At 39.9% G+C, this 20,355-nt stretch carries 16 protein-coding genes and 2 pseudogenes; 4 read left to right on the top strand and 14 right to left on the bottom strand.

What is annotated here, in order from left to right:
• Positions 1-9: 9 nt before the first annotated feature.
• The 11 genes from B2W49_RS07750 to B2W49_RS07700 form a co-directional block, all read right to left on the bottom strand.
• Positions 10-705: a methionine ABC transporter permease gene (locus B2W49_RS07750; protein ID WP_004973122.1), complete on the bottom strand. Its 696-nt coding sequence runs from the start codon at positions 703-705 to the stop codon at positions 10-12.
• Positions 702-1,727, bottom strand: coding sequence for a methionine ABC transporter ATP-binding protein (locus B2W49_RS07745; RefSeq protein WP_291338665.1), 1,026 nt, complete (start codon positions 1,725-1,727; stop codon positions 702-704). Before B2W49_RS07745 ends, B2W49_RS07750 begins: the two co-directional genes overlap by 4 nt.
• Positions 1,728-1,801: 74 nt before the next feature.
• Positions 1,802-2,674, bottom strand: coding sequence for a MetQ/NlpA family ABC transporter substrate-binding protein (locus B2W49_RS07740; RefSeq protein WP_291338664.1), 873 nt, complete (start codon positions 2,672-2,674; stop codon positions 1,802-1,804).
• Between the two features lie 501 nt (positions 2,675-3,175).
• Positions 3,176-4,459, bottom strand: a complete 1,284-nt coding sequence (purD, locus tag B2W49_RS07735) for a phosphoribosylamine--glycine ligase (RefSeq protein WP_291338663.1) — start codon at positions 4,457-4,459, stop codon at positions 3,176-3,178.
• Positions 4,460-4,549: 90 nt separating this feature from the next.
• Positions 4,550-6,124, bottom strand: coding sequence for a bifunctional phosphoribosylaminoimidazolecarboxamide formyltransferase/IMP cyclohydrolase (gene purH / locus B2W49_RS07730; protein ID WP_291338662.1), 1,575 nt, complete (start codon positions 6,122-6,124; stop codon positions 4,550-4,552).
• Positions 6,125-6,216: 92 nt separating this feature from the next.
• Positions 6,217-6,486, bottom strand: a complete 270-nt coding sequence (gene fis / locus B2W49_RS07725; protein WP_001086304.1) for a DNA-binding transcriptional regulator Fis — start codon at positions 6,484-6,486, stop codon at positions 6,217-6,219.
• Positions 6,487-6,875: 389 nt separating this feature from the next.
• Positions 6,876-7,730, bottom strand: coding sequence for a zinc-ribbon and DUF3426 domain-containing protein (locus B2W49_RS07720; RefSeq protein WP_291337966.1), 855 nt, complete (start codon positions 7,728-7,730; stop codon positions 6,876-6,878).
• 3 nt (positions 7,731-7,733) lie between these two features.
• Entirely contained in the window at positions 7,734-8,648 is a 915-nt protein-coding gene (gene prmA, locus B2W49_RS07715; RefSeq protein ID WP_291337964.1) for a 50S ribosomal protein L11 methyltransferase, read from the bottom strand.
• 254 nt (positions 8,649-8,902) lie between these two features.
• Entirely contained in the window at positions 8,903-9,784 is an 882-nt protein-coding gene (locus B2W49_RS07710; protein ID WP_291337963.1) for a bile acid:sodium symporter family protein, read from the bottom strand.
• An 88-nt stretch (positions 9,785-9,872) separates the two neighbouring features.
• Complete coding sequence (locus B2W49_RS07705; RefSeq protein WP_291337962.1) at positions 9,873-10,784, bottom strand: bile acid:sodium symporter family protein; 912 nt, start codon at positions 10,782-10,784, stop codon at positions 9,873-9,875.
• A 213-nt stretch (positions 10,785-10,997) separates the two neighbouring features.
• Positions 10,998-11,354, bottom strand: a complete 357-nt coding sequence (locus tag B2W49_RS07700) for a hypothetical protein (protein ID WP_004973135.1) — start codon at positions 11,352-11,354, stop codon at positions 10,998-11,000.
• Between the two features lie 242 nt (positions 11,355-11,596).
• Between B2W49_RS07700 and mnmG the strand changes: the two genes are divergently transcribed.
• Entirely contained in the window at positions 11,597-13,477 is a 1,881-nt protein-coding gene (gene mnmG, locus B2W49_RS07695; protein WP_291337961.1) for a tRNA uridine-5-carboxymethylaminomethyl(34) synthesis enzyme MnmG, read from the top strand.
• A gap of 346 nt (positions 13,478-13,823) precedes the next feature.
• On the opposite strand, the gene B2W49_RS07690 is transcribed toward mnmG, so the two are convergent.
• Positions 13,824-14,822 carry a helix-turn-helix transcriptional regulator gene (locus B2W49_RS07690; protein ID WP_291337959.1) on the bottom strand — a complete coding sequence of 333 codons (999 nt, stop codon included), beginning with the start codon at positions 14,820-14,822 and terminating at the stop codon, positions 13,824-13,826.
• Between the two features lie 405 nt (positions 14,823-15,227).
• Here B2W49_RS07690 and B2W49_RS07685 point away from each other — a divergent pair, with 405 nt between their 5' ends.
• Positions 15,228-15,827, top strand: coding sequence for a hypothetical protein (locus B2W49_RS07685; protein WP_291337958.1), 600 nt, complete (start codon positions 15,228-15,230; stop codon positions 15,825-15,827).
• A 172-nt stretch (positions 15,828-15,999) separates the two neighbouring features.
• Here the strand turns inward: B2W49_RS07685 and B2W49_RS07680 are convergent, their stop codons facing one another.
• A complete protein-coding gene (locus B2W49_RS07680; RefSeq protein ID WP_291337957.1) occupies positions 16,000-17,178 on the bottom strand; it encodes an acetyl-CoA C-acetyltransferase in 1,179 nt (392 codons plus the stop codon).
• Positions 17,179-17,572: 394 nt separating this feature from the next.
• Complete coding sequence (alr, locus tag B2W49_RS07675) at positions 17,573-18,649, bottom strand: alanine racemase (protein ID WP_291337956.1); 1,077 nt, start codon at positions 18,647-18,649, stop codon at positions 17,573-17,575.
• Between the two features lie 464 nt (positions 18,650-19,113).
• On the opposite strand from alr, the pseudogene B2W49_RS07670 reads away from it, so the two are divergent.
• Positions 19,114-19,308: pseudogene (locus tag B2W49_RS07670) on the top strand (hypothetical protein); the annotation flags it as partial.
• 75 nt (positions 19,309-19,383) lie between these two features.
• Positions 19,384-20,309: pseudogene (locus B2W49_RS07665) on the top strand (IS3 family transposase); the annotation flags it as partial.
• Positions 20,310-20,355: the final 46 nt, after the last annotated feature.

The raw sequence follows: 20,355 nt of genomic DNA, 5'->3' as shown, positions 1-20,355 counted from the left end.
ATGATTGTTTTATCTCAGCTTAGATAACCAGTCACCTAAACTTTGCACTAATTGCACTAAAATTAATAAGACCACCACAGTTAGCATGACAACACTACTGTCAAAACGCTGATAACCATAAGAAATAGCAAGGTCACCAATGCCGCCTGCACCGACTGCACCTGCCATAGCGGTTGCGCCAATTAAGCTAATGGTGGCTGTGGTTAGGTTTAAAATGAGCGAGCTACGCGCTTCAGGTAAAATAAATTTGAAGATAATTTGTAAGGGTGTAGCACCCATTGCCTGTGCAGATTCAACAATCCCTTCATTGACTTCAAGCAGTGAAGTTTCTACCAAGCGACCAATATACGGGCCGACATAAATGGTCAGCGGTACAATCGCTGCCCAAGTTCCGATGGATGTACCTACTAACAATTTAGTTAGTGGAATCACTGCAATCAATAAAATAATAAAGGGTAGGGAGCGCAGTGCATTTACAATCGGGTTGAGTCCGTGATAAATCACACGGTTGGGTAAAATACCTGTCGGACGAGTTACGACTAGGGTAATGCCTTGAATAAAGCCCCAGATACAACCAAACAACATGGCAAAGAACACCATGTGAAAAGTTTCTTGTAGGGCAGTGACAAACTGGTCAATAGATAAAGAGCTTTTCCAAAAAGGCGCGGTTACCGAGGTCAGCCACTGTACAATTAAATCTCTCATGCTTGTACTCCTGACTGTTCAATTTCAACACCATTGGCTTTTAAAAACTCAAGCGCCTGTAAAATGACGTTTGAATCGCCGAGTAATTGAATGAACATTTGCCCAATCACAGCGCCATCAATTTCGGTCATATTGGCAAATAAAATATTCAGGCTGATATCAAACTTTTTAATGACCGCTTGAATCAAGGTTTCCTGAGCCGATTTACCTAAAAATTTCAGACAATAAATACTGTGCTGATTTTGATTTTCCAGATTATTCAAAATATTGACAGGCAACTGTTGCTGCAACACGGTTTGAATAAAGCTTTTGGTGGTCGGATGCTGTGGCTGACTAAAAATTTCTAGGGTTGAACCCGTTTCAATCACTTTGCCTTGTTCCATCACTGCGACATAATCACAAACCGATTCAATCACATCCATTTCATGTGTGACCATTACAATGGTAATGCCTTGTTCACGGTTAATCTTTTTCAGTAATTCCAGTACAGACTTAGTGGTTTGCGGGTCAAGTGCAGAAGTCGCTTCATCGCAAAGTAAAATTTTAGGATGATTGGCTAGCGCCCGCGCAATACCGACACGTTGTTTTTGTCCGCCTGAGAGTTCATCAGGGTAGGCGTCTTTTTTATGTTTTAAATCAATAAACTCAAGTAATTCATTTAAACGTTTTTCACGTTCGGCTTTGTTCCAACCTAACAGTTTCATCGGCATTTCAATATTGGCAGCCACAGTTTTGGTCTGCAATAAATTAAAGTGCTGAAAAATCATTCCAATATGGGCACGTTCTTGACGTAATTCACGAGCATTTAGTGCAGTAAAATCTTTTTGATGAATGATGACTTGCCCAGCATTTGGACGCTCCAACAAATTAATCAAGCGGATTAACGTACTTTTACCTGCACCACTATAGCCAATAATGCCAAAAATACTGCCTGTTGGAATTTGTAGATTAATTTGATCCAACGCACGCAGTGTTTGACCTTTGAGCTGATAGTGCTTTGAAATGTTTTTAAATTCAATCATATCGTCAAGAAATGTCCATAAATGAAAAAACAGGCAAAGTTCGCTTTGCCTGTTTTGTTTAACGCATTATATTACTATTTTACTGCTTCAGTGAAATAGCTGACAGGTTTATTTACCGCAACTTTTGTTCCACCAAAGTGCTGATCAATATATTGCTTCACGGCTTCGGTATGATACAACGCGCCTACTTTTTGCAAGATTGGGTCATTTTGTCGATCTGCAGCAGTAGCGAGAATGTTGATATTCATTTTTGTGCTCTGATCAATTGGCTCATAATAAATTGAATCTTTCAGTACGTTCAAACCACCTTCCATTGCAAGGGTGTTGCCCAAGACAATTGCATCGACTTCATCTTTTACACGTACAGCCGTTGCCATTTGAATCGGTTTGATTTGAATTTGCTTCGCATTTTCTACGATGTCTGCAGGCGTACCTTGAACATTGTCAAAACCATCTTTGAGTTTAACCAAACCAGCCGATTGAAGTAATAACAACGCACGTGATTCATTGGCACCATCATTTGGAATGGCGATAGTGGCACCTGTTTTGAACTCATCCAACTTTTTTACTTTGCTTGAGTAAATACCCATTGGCTCTAAGTAAGTTGTCGCTACCGGTGCAATTTTATCTTTATTGTTGGCATTAAACGCAACCATATAGGCATAAGATTGGAATGCATTAAGATCAATTTCTTTATTTGCTACCGCCGTGTTCATTGACACGTAATCGGTGAAGTTTTTCACTTCAAGTTGAATACCTGCTGCTTTAGTTTCAGGTAAGTCGGCAATAAAACGCCAAATATCTGCATCTGAACCAGTTGATGCCATAGTGACAGTGTGTAGAGCAGAAGAATCTTTTTGTGCCGCGTCAGTCGCAGGCGCTTCTTGTTTGCCACAGCCAGCCAAGCCAACTGAAAGACCAAGTACAAGACCAAGGAGCTTTTTCATGAATATATCCTGAGCAAGTTTAAGCAGTGCCTAAAGTTGCCAATGATTGAGAAGAATAAAATCAACACGAAGGATGGAATCGCATGATGATTTTGCATGTTTCTCAAATACGTTGTAGGTATTGTATGAGTATTAAAAAAGTCTGCCCACAGCTCAATCAATAATTTTGAGATGGGTGGGCATTTCACTTTTTCAAAAGATGCCCCATCATAACAATAAAAAATAATTCTATATAGTACTGCGTATGTTATGCATATCACTGTTTTTACAACATAAAGAGAATAAGTCAAAATAAGTTCTTATAAATAAATATATTCTGCAAAGATTATGAATTTGAACAAGTGTTTAAATATTCAGGTGCTATAGAATTTATTCTGAAATATAAATATGGAAAATAGATTTTGGGGTCAACTAGGCTCATTTATTCATTGAAGCAATAAAAAAAAGCTCGTAGTGTGACGAGCTTTTTTGGGACGTAGATTTTTAGAGTAAACTAAAAATTTAAGCATTTTCACGCGCAATTGCACGGTAACCAATATCTTTACGATATTGAATGCCATCGAAAGTCACTTTTTCACAAAGCTCTAATGCTTTGGCTTGAGCTTCACCAATTGTATTGCCTAGAGCAGTCACGCAAAGTACGCGACCGCCCGCAGTCACGATCTCACCATTTTCATTAACTTTCGTACCTGCATGGAATACTTTGGCATCCGTCATTTCAGTGTCTAAGCCTGAAATCACATCGCCATTACTAGACGTTTCTGGGTAGCCCTTAGATGCAAGTACGATACCGACAGTTTTACGTTCATCCCAGTCTGCTTCGGCAGGCAAGTTACCTGCAATACCAGCTTCAACTAAATCCACCAAAGATGATTTTAAGCGCATCATAATCGGTTGAGTTTCTGGATCACCGAAACGACAGTTAAATTCAATAACGCGTGGTTGACCTTGTTCATCAATCATTAAACCAGCATATAAGAAACCTGTGTAAACATGACCATCTGCTGCCATACCATCAACAGTAGGACGCATAACTTCATTCATTACACGTTCAAATACTTCTGGTGTAACAACTGGAGCAGGAGAGTAAGCCCCCATACCACCCGTATTTGGACCTTGGTCGCCTTCAAAAATACGCTTATGGTCTTGTGAAGTTGCCATCGGTAAAATGTTGTTGCCATCGATCATACAAATGAAACTGGCTTCTTCACCTGCAAGAAATTGTTCAATTACAACACGTGAACCAGCATCACCAAACTTGTTGCCTGCAAGCATATCGTCTATCGCAGCAAAAGCTTCTTCGTTGGTCATTGCAACGATGACACCTTTACCTGCAGCCAGACCATCCGCCTTGATTACAATTGGCGCGCCATGCTGTTCGATATAAGCTTTTGCAGCATCTACTTCAGTAAATACATCATAAAATGCGGTTGGAATATTGTGGCGTTTCAGGAAATGCTTGGCAAATGCTTTTGAGCCTTCAAGCTGCGCGGCATACTGGGTAGGTCCCCAGATTTTCAAGTCTGCAGCACGGCAGACATCAACCACACCATTAACCAAAGGTGCTTCTGGTCCAACGATAATCAGTTCAATCTGATTTTCCTGTGCAAAACGGATAATCGCTGGGTTGTCTAAAATATCCAGCTCAACGTTTTTGCATTTATCTTCTGTTGCTGTGCCCGCATTACCTGGCGCAACAAAAACCTGAGTGACTTTTGCATCTTGTGCGATTTTCCATGCAAGTGCATGTTCACGGCCACCGCTACCCAAAACTAAAATATTCATTTTAAAGTTATTCCCTTTTTCAGTATTTAAGAATATACCTGTTAAAAATAAAAAAGTCCCTCTTTGAGCAAGAGGGACTTCAGGGATATATTAATGACGGAAGTGACGCATACCCGTAAAGACCATTGCAATACCTGCTTCATCAGCAGCGGCGATGGTTTCTTCGTCACGCATTGAACCACCTGGCTGAATGATACATTTAATGCCAGCTTTAGCCGCATTATCAATACCATCACGGAATGGGAAGAATGCATCAGATGCCATGACCGCACCTTCAACCACTAAGCCAGCATGTTCAGCCTTGATTGCCGCAATACGTGCCGAGTTGACACGACTCATCTGGCCTGCACCCACACCAATGGTTTGACGGTTTTTAGCATAAACAATCGCATTTGATTTCACATATTTTGCTACTTTCCAAGCAAAGATCAAATCATCAATTTCTTGTTCAGTTGGTGCGCGTTTAGTTACTACTTTAAGATCATCTTTGGTGATCATACCTAAGTCTTGATCTTGAACTAACAAACCACCATTCACGCGTTTATAGTCAAGTTGAGCGGTACGTGCATCGATTGCAGGAAGTTCACCACACACTAACACGCGTACATTCTTTTTCGCGCCAGTAACTTCAAGTACGCCTTCAGCAATACTTGGTGCAATAATCACTTCAACAAATTGGCGATCCACAATGGCCTGTGCAGTTGCAACGTCTAATTCACGGTTGAATGCAATAATCCCACCAAATGCAGATTCAGGATCAGTTGCATAAGCAAGATCATAAGCTGCTTTAATACCGTCCAATGAAACTGCAACACCACAAGGATTTGCATGTTTTACAATCACACAAGCAGGTTTTGCAAATGATTTAACACACTCAAGTGCTGCATCTGTATCTGCAATATTGTTATAAGACAATTCTTTGCCTTGTAATTGTTTCGCAGTTGAAACAGAGGCTTCAGTTGCTGTGCTTTCTACATAGAATGCTGCTGACTGATGCGGGTTTTCGCCGTAACGTAAATCTTGCGCTTTGTTCAATTGTGTATTGAAGGTACGTGCAAACTTGTCAGCTTTACCTTCTTCTTTACCTACACGTGCACCCAAGTAAGATGCGATCATGCCGTCGTATTGTGCAGTGTGTTCAAACGCTTTAACGGCTAAATCAAAACGAGTTTCGTAAGATAATTTACCGCTGTTTTTCATTTCTGTAATGACAGTCGCATAGTCAGATGCATTAACCACAATACCCACAGAAGCATGGTTTTTCGCTGCAGCACGAACCATGGTTGGACCACCAATGTCAATGTTCTCAATTGCATCAGCAAGTGAACAGTTTGGTTTAGCAACCGTTGCTGCAAATGGGTAAAGGTTAACTACTACCAAGTCGATGGCATCAATATTGTGTTCTGCCATGACTGCTTCGTCTAGACCACGACGAGCCAAGATACCGCCATGAATTTTTGGGTGTAACGTTTTTACACGACCATCCATCATTTCTGGGAAACCAGTATGCTCTGATACTTCTACGACAGCTATATTGTTGTCTTTAAGCAACTTATAAGTACCGCCAGTAGATAAAATTTCTACCCCAAGAGCAGCAAGTTCTTGTGCAAATTCAACAATACCTGTTTTGTCAGAAACAGAGATTAAAGCGCGTTTAATAGTCATGATCTTCGTCACAGTTTTCAATTACAGATTAAAACAAAGTAGCAAAATGCAGGTAAAAAAAATGCCTGCGGAGGCCGCAAGCATTTTATCACTTATTCACTCATTAAACCGTGAGCTTTTAACTTTTTACGTAAAGTTCCACGGTTTAGTCCAAGAATTTCAGCAGCGCGTGTTTGGTTGCCGCGAGTGTATTCAAGAACAACAGATAAAAGAGGTTTCTCCATTTCTGCTAACACCATGTCATACACTTGTGAAGGTTGTTCACCTTGTAGTTGTGCAAAATAATGGCGAACTGCGCGATCTACGTGAATACGTAAAGCAACATCAGATTGTGCAGTAAAAATAGGAGATTTGCTATTCATGCGAATTAATCCGAAAATCAGATATCACTGGGATAAAGTGATATATCAATGTGGTCTATAAATTAAATGAACTCCGTTTTAGATCCTAAAACGGGAAGTTCTAAAACTGGAACATTTAGCTTGCCACAACTCTACGCATTGGTCGAAATTTAAGCGTAACAATACATTAATAATTGTTACAGACCAAAATCAAAACAAAAAAATCTACTCTGTACGCGATATATAAAATAAAGCGCATTAGACAGATCTAAATTTGTTGTGAATCTTGCGAGGAGTTTGCAGCACAAAGCTTTCGTGGCGCGTATGATACCATTGTATGAGAAAAAGTGAGCAAGAAAACTGCAATTTTTTTAATTTTTTTCGCTATTTTTTCGCTATTTTATTGTGAATTAAGGCTTGATAATTTCTAAAGTATAGGTATCGAAGTCGTTTCGTGACATTGGAACTAAAATGTCAAACTTAAATGGACTGTTTTTAGGAATGCGTTGAATACTCGAAAGACTTTCGACCAAATACTCCTGTGGAGAATAAACATAAGTAAATAATGTTTGTTGTTTTTCTTTCAAAGTGACTTTGATATGAGGCAAAGCCAAGCTTTTGTCATAGTAATTGATCAGCTCACCCGTAAATTGTGTATTTATAGCATCTACACGTTTCACCTTCACGCGATTTGCTGAAATTAAGCTATAGCGTTGTTCTAGATTACTACAGTTGAAAAATTGACAGACTTGGGTAAACACAGAATTCAGTGTAGGGCTGCTGTTTAAAAACTTTGGGTTAAACCACAAAATTTGAAAGATCAACAAACCAACCAATAAAAGATTAATAATTGCCCAAAGTAAGTAGTAACCATTGCCTTGCTTTTTTTCATTTTCAAGATCAGGCGCAGATAAGTTCATGGCAGGAATGTTGCCAATCGGTTCGGTACTAAAATAATTGAGGTTATTCAGATAGGTTTTCAGATCAATATTGGAATGTTCAACTTTACGCTGAAAAATATCTAAAATATGTTGCGTTTGCGCAAGTTCAGCAGTTGCCTGTACAAAACTGTGGTTTTGAATGTGATGTAACTGTGATGTGACTGAATTTTTATTTTGTAGATAGGCAAATACCAAATGCGAAAGAGCATTAAAGGTAGTGTCGCATTTAGGACAACAAACCATGCCTTGCGCAACGGTCAGTTGCGCAACGGATACTTTATAAACAGACTGGCATTCAGGGCACTTGGTTTGCTTGTCACTCATAACTCAAAAATTACAGTTATGGGGATGGCGTTTCCCCGAAATTCGACACCAGTTTTCTTCACGTTTTTCGACTTGTACTATATCAAAAAATTCAGAATAAACACTAGAAACTTCAGCAACTTGCTCTTCAATAACACCTGCAAGTGCGAACTCGCCCTCAGATTTAATTAAAGTTGCGAACTCTGGCGCAAGCATCATCAATGGGCCTGCTAAAATATTAGCAACTAAAACGTCTGCTTTTTCATTTCCAATGGTTTGATTGAACTCTTCTGGAAGTCCAACATATAAGTTTTCGAGAACGCCGTTGAGTTCAGCATTTTGTTTAGTTGCTAAAACTGCTTGTGGGTCAATATCAGTAGCATAGACTTTTTTTGCACCGAGTAATAAAGCGGCGACCCCTAAAATGCCTGAACCACAACCGTAGTCGATCACGACTTTATCTTTCACATCGGTTTTACCTAACCATTGTAGGCACAAGAATGTACTGGCATGGTTACCTGTACCAAAAGCCAAACCTGGGTCAAGTTTTATATTGACGGCATCTGCCTCAGGTGGTTCCAACCATTCAGGTACAATCCAGAATTTCTCTGCAATCTGGATTGGCTCGTAGTAATCCATCCATGAGCGTTCCCAAACCTGATCTTCCAAAAATTCACTGCGTAAAGGGGCTTCTGGCATTTGCGCACGAATAAAGGTTTCTAAGGCTGCAACATCAATTTCTTCACCTTCGTCTTGTGCATAAATACCAGTCACAATGACTTTGTTCCAAAGTGGTGTTTCACCTGGCAGTGGCTCAAGTAAGTCCTGATTTTCCGCATCATCTAAGGTTACGCTGACAGCACCCAATGAACTGAGCAGGGTTTCAGTAAAATCGACTTGCGCTTGATCAACAGTAATATGTATTTGTAACCACTTCACGGAGATAACCTAAAATTTAATGCGAAAGCACTATTGTAACTGAACTGGCGCAGACGCTGTTATTTTTTATTCGGATTGCGAATGGGAAAACTCTATGCGATTGGAAGTTTCAAATTCGCTTTATGCTTATAGTCGAATAAAGTGAAAAAAATATAAATCTAAAAATATAAGTGGATGGTTTGTTTTAGTTATCATCGCTCACTCATCCCCAAAGCTGTCAAATTGCTGGATTGGGGATGATTGAGGGACTTGTTTTAGGATGCAGATTGCTCTGATGCAGGTGTCGGCACAAATTTATTTAGTAATGTGCCTAAAATTGCGGCAAAGATATACATGAAAATAGAATAAACAGCAGCAGGCATGGCAATAGTTGAGCTTGCCATAACGGTTAGGGCGATAGTCATTGCAAGGGTGCTGTTGTGAATACCAATTTCAAAGGCACAGGCACGGGCTTGTTGGCTATTCACGCCAAAGAAACGTGGGACAAAATAACCAATCAATAAACTGCAGGCACAGAACAGGGCCGTGGCAAGTCCTACATCTGCCAAATAAAGCATGATGTTGTTTCGCTCTTTGGCAATTGCGCCAATAATAATCAAAATTAGAAAAACCACAGCAAAAATACGTACAGGTTTGTTTAAGCGGTCTGCCGTTTGAGGGCTAAAATGGCGTACCGACATCCCTAAAGTGACAGGGATGATAATAATTAAAAACACCTGCAATACTTTTGCAAACTGTAATCCAACTTGTTGTCCATCCTGCATAAAATGATGAATGGCAAAGTTGACAATCAGTGGCAAGGTAAATGCTGCAATTACGGAATTGACGGCAGTGAGGGTGATGTTTAGGGCAATATCGCCTTTATATAAGTAGCTAAATAAGTTGGCTGTTGGCCCGCCAGGAGAGGCTGCCAGTAGCATGATTCCGACTGCAAGCAGAGGTGGTAAATTCAGCAGTTTACAAATGAAGAATGCAATTGTTGTCAGAACAACCAATTGACAAAATAAAGCAATAAAGACTGCTTTGGGGTGTTTGCTTACCCGTTTAAAGTCGTTAGGGGTGAGTTCTAAGCCAAGTCCAGCCATGACCACGGCCAAAGCCAGAGGCAAAAATATTGTGACTAATCCTGAATCCATAACCACTCCTTTGTTTTTACATCTATAATAATATATTTGATATTTAACTATTTGTTTAATATGTGGTTAATTTAATCTTGCTTACGTCTTAAATTGTGTTTTTATTGTGGTTAAAACTCTGCTCCTGTGTGTGTTGAAGAGCAAGTTTGGCAGATTGTCTAGCCAGGATATTCCCTAAAATAAAACTGAACATATACATAAAAATGGTGTAGATCGCAGAAGGAATGGCAATTTCAGTGCTTTGCAAAACCGATAGTGCAATGGTTAAAGAAACGGCAGTGTTATGAATACCAATTTCAAAACAACAGGAGCGTGCTTGTTGATCAGGGACGCCCGCCAAATACGGCACGAGATAACCAATGAGTAAACTTAAAAAGCAAAATAGTGCAGTTGCGATACCAATGGCGCTGAAATAGTCAAAGACATTGGCGCGTTCGCGGAAAAGTGCATAAAAGAATAAAGCGAAAATGAAATAAATGGACATCAAACGCATAGGTTTGCCCAACTGTAATGCAATTTGTGGCATCGCATTACGCACCGCCATTCCTACACATACAGGCACAATAATCAGTAAAAAAACCTGTGCCATTTTTTCAATAGGCATGCCAATTTGTTGTTGATCAGTCATAAAATACAGAAAAGATAAATTGACAATAAAAGGCAGAGTAAAAGTTGCCATCACAGAATTCATTGCAGTTAGGGTAATATTTAGGGCAACGTCACCTTTATAGACATAGCTAAATAAGTTCGCAGTAGGCCCCCCTGGTGAAGCAGCAAGCAGCATTAAGCCAATTGCCAACAGCGGTGGTAATTCTAAAAATAAACAAATTGAAAATGCTAAAACAGGCAAAATGACCAATTGTGAAAAAAGTGTTAAAAAAATGACTTTAGGAAATTGATTGACCCGAATAAAGTCTTTAGGCGTGAGTTGTAAGCCTAAGCCCATCATCATCACAGACAAGGTCAGGGGTAGAAAAAAGGTAAAAAAGCCTGAATCCATAGCACATCCTTTATTCTTTCTTATGGTTGTAAGTTTTCCTTCTCTTTTGCAGTGTAATTGTTTTTTTTGAATGTGCAATAAACAAAGCAGTCACTTCTTTCCAATGACTGCTTTCGTAGGTTTTTATGCTTATGTCTAGGTTAATAAGGTAACCCAAGCACTTCATGAAAACCGATCCATTCAATTAAATGATGTGACTCATTACGATAGGACTCACATGGCAGCAGGGCGTGGTGGCGTAAAGCCTAAGGCACATTTGCCTTTTAACTCAGTACCATTGACTGTAATGACGGTACTTTGCGCATCTGCCATACAAGAACGGTATAATTCAGGCTCATTGCCTTGTAATTGCACTGCTTTAGATGAACTAAAGAATTGTGGTTCACAGGTACCATTCCAGATAATCCCACGATAAGCAAAGCTTACAGGTGCGCCCTGAGTTTTACCTTTACAGACTTGCTGGAATTTTTGCGCGTTATAGACGGTTTCTACTTTATCATTTGCCTGCACTGCAAATGGACTGAAAAATAAGCCACAAAGCATAGAGGACAGCAAAATTTTCTTATTCATGATGTTTCCCTTTGTTTCTCATATCTGTGCTATTAGGATAAAAAATGGACAAATTAAAACAACAGTGATCTGGTTAATTTTTAGGTCTAAATGTTTTTATATACAGTAAAAATGCAAATTTGGATTACAAAATATTAATTTTGTAGCGCCGTTAAGCCAATAAAATCGACTGAATCTGTCAACTTATGCCACAACTTTTGCTATAATATTCCGTCTTTATTTTTTATCTCTCCTTGACCATTATGCACTATCCTAAAGTTTACGATGTCATTGTTATTGGTGGCGGTCACGCAGGCACCGAAGCGGCGCTTGCAGCAGCACGTATGGGTCGTCAAACCTTACTCTTAACTCATAACATTGAGACTTTAGGGCAGATGAGCTGTAACCCTGCTATTGGCGGGATTGGTAAGTCGCATTTGGTACGTGAGATTGATGCCTTGGGCGGTGCAATGGCATTGGCTGCCGATAAAAGTGGGATTCAATTCCGTATTTTAAACTCGCGTAAAGGTGCTGCGGTTCGTGCAACACGTGCGCAGGCAGACCGTGTTCGTTTTAAAGCTGCGATTCGTACCACTTTAGAAAACCAAGCCAATTTAGATATTTTCCAGCAAGCAGCCGATGACTTGATTGTAGAAGGCGATACTGTAAAAGGTGTTGTGACCCAAATGGGCATTCGCTTTGATGCAAAAACGGTGGTATTGACCACAGGTACCTTCTTAGGTGGCGTTATTCATATTGGTTTGGAAAAATCGAGTGGCGGTCGTGCAGGCGATCCCCCATCAATTGCTTTGGCGGCGCGTTTACGTGAATTAAATTTGCCTGTTGGTCGTTTAAAAACAGGTACGCCACCACGTATTGATGCACGTTCAGTCGATTTTTCGGTCATGATTCCGCAGCCGGGTGATTTCCCATCGCCAACCATGTCATTCATGGGTGATGTGTCGATGCACCCTGAACAAGTGAACTGCTATATCACGCATACCAATGAACGTACTCACGAAATTATTCGTGGTGGTTTAGATCGTTCACCTATGTATACAGGTGTCATTGAAGGTGTTGGCCCACGTTACTGTCCATCGATTGAAGATAAAATTCACCGTTTTTCTGACAAAGACTCGCATCAGGTGTTTTTGGAGCCTGAAGGTTTAGATACACATGAATTGTATCCAAACGGAATTTCAACGTCTTTACCGTTTGATGTGCAGTTCGAATTAGTTCGTTCAATTCGTGGTATGGAAAATGCGCATATTTTGCGTCCGGGTTATGCGATTGAATATGATTACTTCAATCCACAAGCCTTGAAATTCACTTTGGAAACCAAAGCCATTAATAATTTGTATTTTGCAGGTCAAATTAATGGCACGACTGGTTATGAAGAAGCGGGTGCGCAAGGTGTGTTGGCTGGTTTGAATGCGGCACGTCGCGCTTGGGATCAGGAACAATGGACACCAAAACGTGATGAAGCTTATATTGGTGTATTGGTTGATGATTTGATCACACTGGGTACCAAAGAACCGTACCGCATGTTTACCTCACGTGCGGAATATCGTTTGATGTTGCGTGAAGACAATGCTGATCAGCGTTTGACCCCAATTGGTCGTGAACTTGGTTTGGTGGATGACACCCGTTGGGCGGCTTACTGTGAAAAAATGGAAGCAGTAGAACGTGAAACAGGGCGTTTACAGCATTTGTGGGCTGCACCAAACAACCCGATGGGCAAAAAATTTGTTGAAATGACAGGTGCAGATTTATCTAAAGAATGTTCTGCGATTGATCTGTTAAAACGTCCAAATATCAGCTTTGCGCAAATTGCAGAATTAACGGGTTCAGAAGTTTCTGCACAAGTGGGTGACCAAATTGAAATTGCGGTGAAATATGCAGGTTATATTAACCGTCAGCATGAAGATGTCGCACAATTAAAACGCTTGGAAGAAACCAAAATCCCTGCGGATTTTGATTATGATGCAATTTCAGGTTTATCGCGCGAAATTACGCTGAAGTTAAAGCATGTTTTGCCTGAAACTTTGGCACAAGCCAGTCGTATTCCGGGTGTGACACCTGCTGCAGTTCAATTGGTGATGATCACCATTCGTAAAAATGCACAGTCACGTAAATCTGCATAAGATTTGCTAGAGTAATGCAGGAGCCCGCAAATTTAAATTGCGGGCTTTTTATGCACCAAAGTAAATCAGATGCTAAGTAAAGAAGAAGTTAAGTATAAGAGAAAACTTGATTTCGACCACACATCTTATGATTTCACAGCTAGATCAGGAGCAGTTAAAGTGATACTTATCGACATAGATAGGGGGAAAAATATGACTTTAAAAACCATTCGTTATAATACAGCTGAACTCGCATGACCATGTTGTGCAATGCCGAGTCAATTTTAATTTTAACTTCAATCAGCAATCATAATAACTAAGTTTAAAAGAAAATGATAATATTATTGCCCCAATATTTGGGGCTTTTTTAATCCTGATTCTGATGCACCGCATTGGCAATTTCTATAGGTTCAATCTGAATCAGCTTTTTACCAAAACTACGCAACCACCAAACCAATTGCGAGGTAAACGGCACAGTGGCTGTCACCAACACATCACCATTTTCCAGTGTTTCCATGGTTTGATCTTTGCTTAATTGGCTTTCATCAAAGTAAATGGCATCAGCTTTTTGCATGGTAAGTTTGAGCTGAATATTTTCAGTAGCTTTGCTGAAATCGACTCTGAAACCCAATTCGCCAGATTCAATATAGGCATCAATATCAAAATTAACAGGATGCAGGGCGCGTGAATCTAAAACTTTGGCCGCTTTAAAACGATGCAGGGCAAAAGTTTGAATGTCGGTTTTGTCAAATCGGGTACAAATTAAATAAATCACCGCACCTTTTTGCACCAAAGCCAAAGGATTCAGCACATAGGTTTTTTCTTCGCCTGAACTGCTGCGTGATTGATAAATACATTCCAGTTGTTTGTCTTGGAGCAAGCCTTCATAAATCGCCTGTTGTGCATTGCGGTCTACGACTGGCGGAATTAAAGGTTGTGTTGCAGGCACAATCCGCACACGGTTAATCCATTGGCGAACATTATTTTGCGTGGATAGACTACGCCGTGCCAAATCAAACCAAGGGTTCATTTCTTCAATCAGGCTTGGTGGCAACAAGTGTTTTAAATGTTCTTCGACCATCATAAACGTCACCGCTTGAGAGCTAGTCATGTGCGGTAAACTTTGAATCGGTGCATCTGAACGCCAGCGCCAACCCTGCGGTACGGTACCGTTACTTTCAATGGGGAAACGCTGTGAAATTTGATTTAAGTCACGTTGAATTGTACGCAAACTAATATCGATACCTTCACGTTGCAAGACATCGTGTAATTCACGTGTGCCCATCCATTTACCTGTAGAAAGGCGCGATAAAATTTGCCATTGGCGATATAAACTATTCGATGTTTCTTTTTCTTGTATAGACATATTCAGTATTTGCTTGGTCGTTTTAAATGAGTCAGAGCTTGAGTGTTAACACAATAAGAAAACTTAGAATGTTTATCAAGTTTTTTACTCAAAAAGGCGGTGCAGTATATATTCAGATCATGCATCTACGCAGTGAGTTCAGAGGATTAACGTATTTTAGATTCGATTAAACTATGTGAAAAAGTATGTGATTGGTGAAAGACGACTCAGAATTTCTATTGGTTTGAAAGTGTATTTTTGATAAGCAAGACTAAACTGTATGCTTTAAGTAAGGTCAAGTCTTTTTCTTGTATGCTTGAGGCGGGTTTATGTAAATAAAAACATATATAGTCTTATGGTGTTGTAGTTTAATTAAGCACACAATTTGGACAAAACCTGACTTGAAATAAGGAGGAACAAACAACCGTGAATTTATCTAGCGGCGATGCACGAGAAATTTTTTGGTTAGCCCGTTATTTAACCCGTATTCAATATGTCTGTCAGCAATTTCCATTTAAACAAAATGATGCTGCTTTGACTTATGCACATGCCTTTTGTTTGCCTGCATTTGATGCTGCTTCTTTAAATGAATTGATTTTAAACGAAGAACAGCCTGCCTCATTTGCGATGCAGTTTGAGCAAACACGGACAAAAATTCAAAACTTGGCACAGGTTTTCACTAAAACCACTTATGTTGAATTACAGCAATGTATTCAAAATGCGTACGATAACGCGAGTTATATTTGTGATGTGGTACAAGACTGCGAAGCACTATTAGATGCAGAACCACAGCAGATATTTTTATTCTTTCAGTTGGGGCAAAAAATTGAACAATTAGACCGACAAATTCGGTTAAAACAATCCACTGAAAAGACTTTGTCGCAATTGGAAATGATTGTACAATGTTTGAAAGATTTAGGTTGGACATCGCTTGTAGACGCATGGCAACAACTGAAACAGCAACCCGATACCATGCATTTTTATCACTTTAGTGATCATATTCAGCACTTACTTTCAGTGGATTAAGCCAGCGACCTGTCATGTCAAACTGATCGACAACAATATTATTTATAAACTCTGCGTAGTTAGAAAAAATAATGGAAGCCGAAGCTCCCATTAGATCTAAAATTTATTGCTAGCTTTGAGTCGCTATCAAATTTTACAGATTTGACTCGTGCAGCATTTTAGGCTCGATTGCTTAGTCTCGTTCAACCGCAAGTGCAACACCCATACCACCGCCTACGCAAAGCGTTGCGATGCCTTTTTTTGCATCACGGCGTTGCATTTCGTGTACTAATGTCACAAGGATACGACAACCTGACGCACCAATCGGGTGACCGAGGGCAATTGCACCACCATTGACGTTTACTTTATCTAAGTCTAAGCTTAGTTCTTTGGCAACACCTAAAGCTTGTGCGGCAAAGGCTTCATTAGCTTCAATCAAATCGACTTGATCTAAGCTCCAACCTGCTTTATTTAAGGTTTTCTGCACAGCTTCAACAGGGCCAAGACCCATAACTTCAGGCTCAATACCCGACATTGCATAGGCTTTAATACGTGCTAAAGGTTGTACACCTAAGGCTGCAGCTTTGTCTGCGCTCATCATTAACACTGCTGCTGCACCATCGTTGATACCAGAAGCATTACCTGCTGTTACGCTGCCATCTTTTTTGAACGCAGGGCGTAATTTATTCAGGCTTTCAAGCGTAGTATTGGCTTTGATGTATTCATCTTCGGCAAATACAATTGGGTCGCCTTTACGCTGTGGAATGCTTACAGCTGCAATTTCATCTTTAAATTTACCAGCCACTTGTGCTGCAGCCGCGCGTTGTTGTGAAGTCAGTGCCAATTGGTCTTGTTCTTCGCGGTTTAAACCAAGCTTTTCTACAATATTTTCTGCAGTAATACCCATGTGGTATTGATTATAAACATCGGTTAAACCATCAGCCACCATGCTGTCGATCAACTGGGCATTCCCCATTTTTTGACCGTTACGCAATTGCATATAGTGTGCGCTTTGTGACATTGATTCTTGACCACCAGCAACCACAATTTCTGCTTCATCACACTGAATTGCTTGTGCAGCCAAATGTACGGCACGTAAACCTGAACCACACACCACGTTTAGCGTTGATGCAGGTACTTGTACAGGAATACCCGCAGCAATTGCGGCTTGACGAGCTGGGTTTTGACCTACACCTGTAGTAAGTACGTTGCCCATAATCACCTGATCAACTTGTTCAGGCTGTATTTTGGCACTGTCTAAGACTGCACGAATTGCTGTTTGCCCCAATTGTGGTGCAGATAAAGAAGCGAGGCTACCTAAAAAACTACCAATTGCAGTACGTTTTGCAGCAACAATGACAACATCTTTCATTTTATATCCTTAAATTTTATGTTCACGTTTCTAGGGATGCACATGATATATAGCATGTGGATTGCTGTTGTTATATGACTGATTAAAATAAATTTACCAAAACATAGCGACCTGGTGCTGCTTCAATCGTGGATATTGCGCATTACCCAAGGCACGGGCAGGGATTTGTTCGCCTGCATAGAGATTTTGAGTGTGATTTTCAGCTTAATATTTGGATGACTGTAAAGCGGTAAATACAAATGTGGATGACCACGAATTTTTATCAATATCAATGAAAATGCAGAGGCTTTGAGAAAATATAAAGTGAAAAGAAAATATCGAAGTGAGAAAAGAAAATCGCTTAGACGATTGCATGCAACAAAATTGCTACATGCAACAGATCCATAAAAGAATACTAAATGCTGGTTACCTTACGCTGTGGACGAGAACTTAAACGACATAGCAGTTCATAGCCAATGGTGCCATTGGCCGTGGCGACATCATCTACCAAACGGTGTTTGCCCCATAGTTCAACTTGTGTGCCTAATTCAACGTCTAAACCTGTGACATCAATGGCAATCATATCCATTGACACACGACCAAGCACGGGCGTTAATTTTGAACCAATCGCAACAAAATTCGGCTGCACAAATGTACGTGGATAGCCATCGCCATAACCAATTGAAACAATGGCAATTTGCATGGCTTGTTCTGCAGTAAAGGTTGATCCGTAGCCCACGTGTTCGCCTGCATCAATCTGATTTAATACAATCACTTCTGCACTCAAAGTCATCACAGGCTTCAAGTCCAGTGTATGCACATTATGTGCGGCAAAAGGCGTAGCTCCGTAAAGCATGATGCCTGGGCGTACATAATCAAAATGCAATTCAGGATAACGATAGATTGCAGCAGAGTTACAGCAAGAAGCAAGAATAGGGCTGCAATTGTCTTTGACATGCAAAAATTGTGCGACTTGTTGATCATTTAAAGCATGGTCACCATCGGCATTGGCAAAATGCATGGTCAACACACAGGTAAAACCTTCTGCTTTGAGCATGTGAATCACATCAATAATTTCAGGAATTTTAAAACCTAAACGATTCATGCCGCTGTTGAGCTTGACCCAGACTTTTAAGCCTTGTGCGATATAATCAGCTTTATGTTGCAGTAGCCAATCGAGCTGTGCTTGATGATGCACCACACATTCCAATTTGTGTGCCAATACGCTTTGCATTTCATTGGCAGAAAAAACACCTTCAATCAGGGTGATGGGCTGCGTATATCCCAATTCGCGGATTTCTAAGGCTTCTTCAACACAAGCGACACCAAAGGCATCGCTGTCTTTTAAGGCTGCTAAGCAGTCTTTTACACCATGTCCGTAAGCATTGGCCTTGACCATGCTAACAATTTTCGCTGTTGGGGCAAGTTGTTTGACACGGTTTAAATTATATTGCAGTGCCTGACTGTCAATATAAACTGTTGCTTGGCGCACCCTCATTACTCCTTGGGAATGACAATTGGTAATTTGTGTTAGATACACTGTGGAGTGATAAATAAATACTAAAAATAGTTCTATTTAAAAATATTCACTATTGTAGACTTATCAACCTCAAATAGACACGAACATCTAAGTTTTTGATCATAAATTAACTTAAGATCGAAAAATCTATTAGGTTATTGATTGCAAATCATTTGTAAAAGTTTCAGGCTTTATTTTCCATATAAAACTATACATTCTAAAAGCTATCATGGCGTTAGATGCTCCCACTTAGGAAAATTCTGAACTTTACAAGTTAGGGCAAGAATCAGATGATTGTGGAGCGTGGGTTTGTAATTTAAATAAACTCAAAGAGTTTAAAAATGTATTTTGAACTAGAATATGTTGAATAAACGATGAAAATATTTTGTTATCTGGGGTGGAGTACATTATTTTTCTGTCAGTCAGTTATGGCGTGTATGCCACATTCACCCAAAGATGTATTTATTGCCCGTTACCACGGTTCACTGCCAGTACAGGAGAGTTCAGACTTCATCTTTCAACTCAGTTCAGGTCAATTTATTTTTCGCTCAAAACTAGATGAAGTTAAATATAAAAAACCTGCACAATGGAAAAGTACATTTTCTAGTCAAAATATTGAAAAAGGGCAGTTAGAGATGGCTCCGTAAATTTGAACAACTCCTATAAGTGATATTTTGCTCCCCAAATGATGTTATAAACATCGATATATGGAGTATTTTATGGCACGTAGACCAAGAAGAAATCATTCAAATGACTTTAAAGCTAAGGTAGCGCTTGCTGCGATTAAAGCAGAAAAAACACTTGCTGAATTGAGTGCTGAATTTGATGTTCATCAAAACCAAATTATCGACTGGAAAAATCAATTGCTTTCAGCTTCCTCGCAAGCCTTCGATCAATCAAAAGCTCCAGCAGAACCGCCCATTGATCTAAAAAAACTACATGCAAAAATCGGTGAGCAGGCATTAGAAATTGATTTTTTAGAAGGTGTGTTGAAGAAACTGGGCCGCTTCAACCACAAAAGTTAATCGACGACTCACTTCAGATTTCAGTATCTAAGCAAGCTAAGCTACTGAAAGTCTCCCGTGGTTGTTATTACTATCGCCCAAAACCTGTGAGTGCATCAGATCTGAAGCTGATGCGCTGTATTGATGAATTACATATGCAATACCCTTTTGCAGGTAGCCGTATGATGCGTGATTTATTGAACCGTCAAGGACATCATATAGGACGACGTCATACACGTACTTTAATGAAGAAAATGGGCATTAATGCGTTATATCGTAAACCAAATCTAAGTCAGGCCAATCAAGCTCACCGTAAATATCCATATCTGCTCAAAGGATTGGCTATTCAGCGCAGTAATCAAGTGTGGTGTACGGATATAACGTATATCCCTATGGCAAAAGGCTTTGTTTATTTATGTGCTGTGATTGATTGGCATAGCCGCAAGGTACTTGCGCATAGGGTATCGATTAGTATGGAGGTGGATTTTTGTATTTCGGTTTTAAATGAAGCGATTGAAAAATATGGATCACCTGAAATATTGAATACAGACCAAGGCAGTCAGTTCACCAGTGATGCATTTATTGATGTATTGAAATCAAATGGCATTCAAATCAGTATGGATGGTAAACTTGCGCAGTATACTGCTCATAGGTAGATAATGTGATGGTTGAACG

It is taken from the genome of Acinetobacter sp. UBA801 (assembly GCA_002296655.1).
In the GTDB taxonomy this organism is placed as follows: Bacteria; Pseudomonadota; Gammaproteobacteria; order Pseudomonadales; family Moraxellaceae; genus Acinetobacter.
The sequence above is the reverse complement of the archived record's forward strand: the minus strand, read 5'-3'. Positions and strand labels throughout refer to the sequence as shown.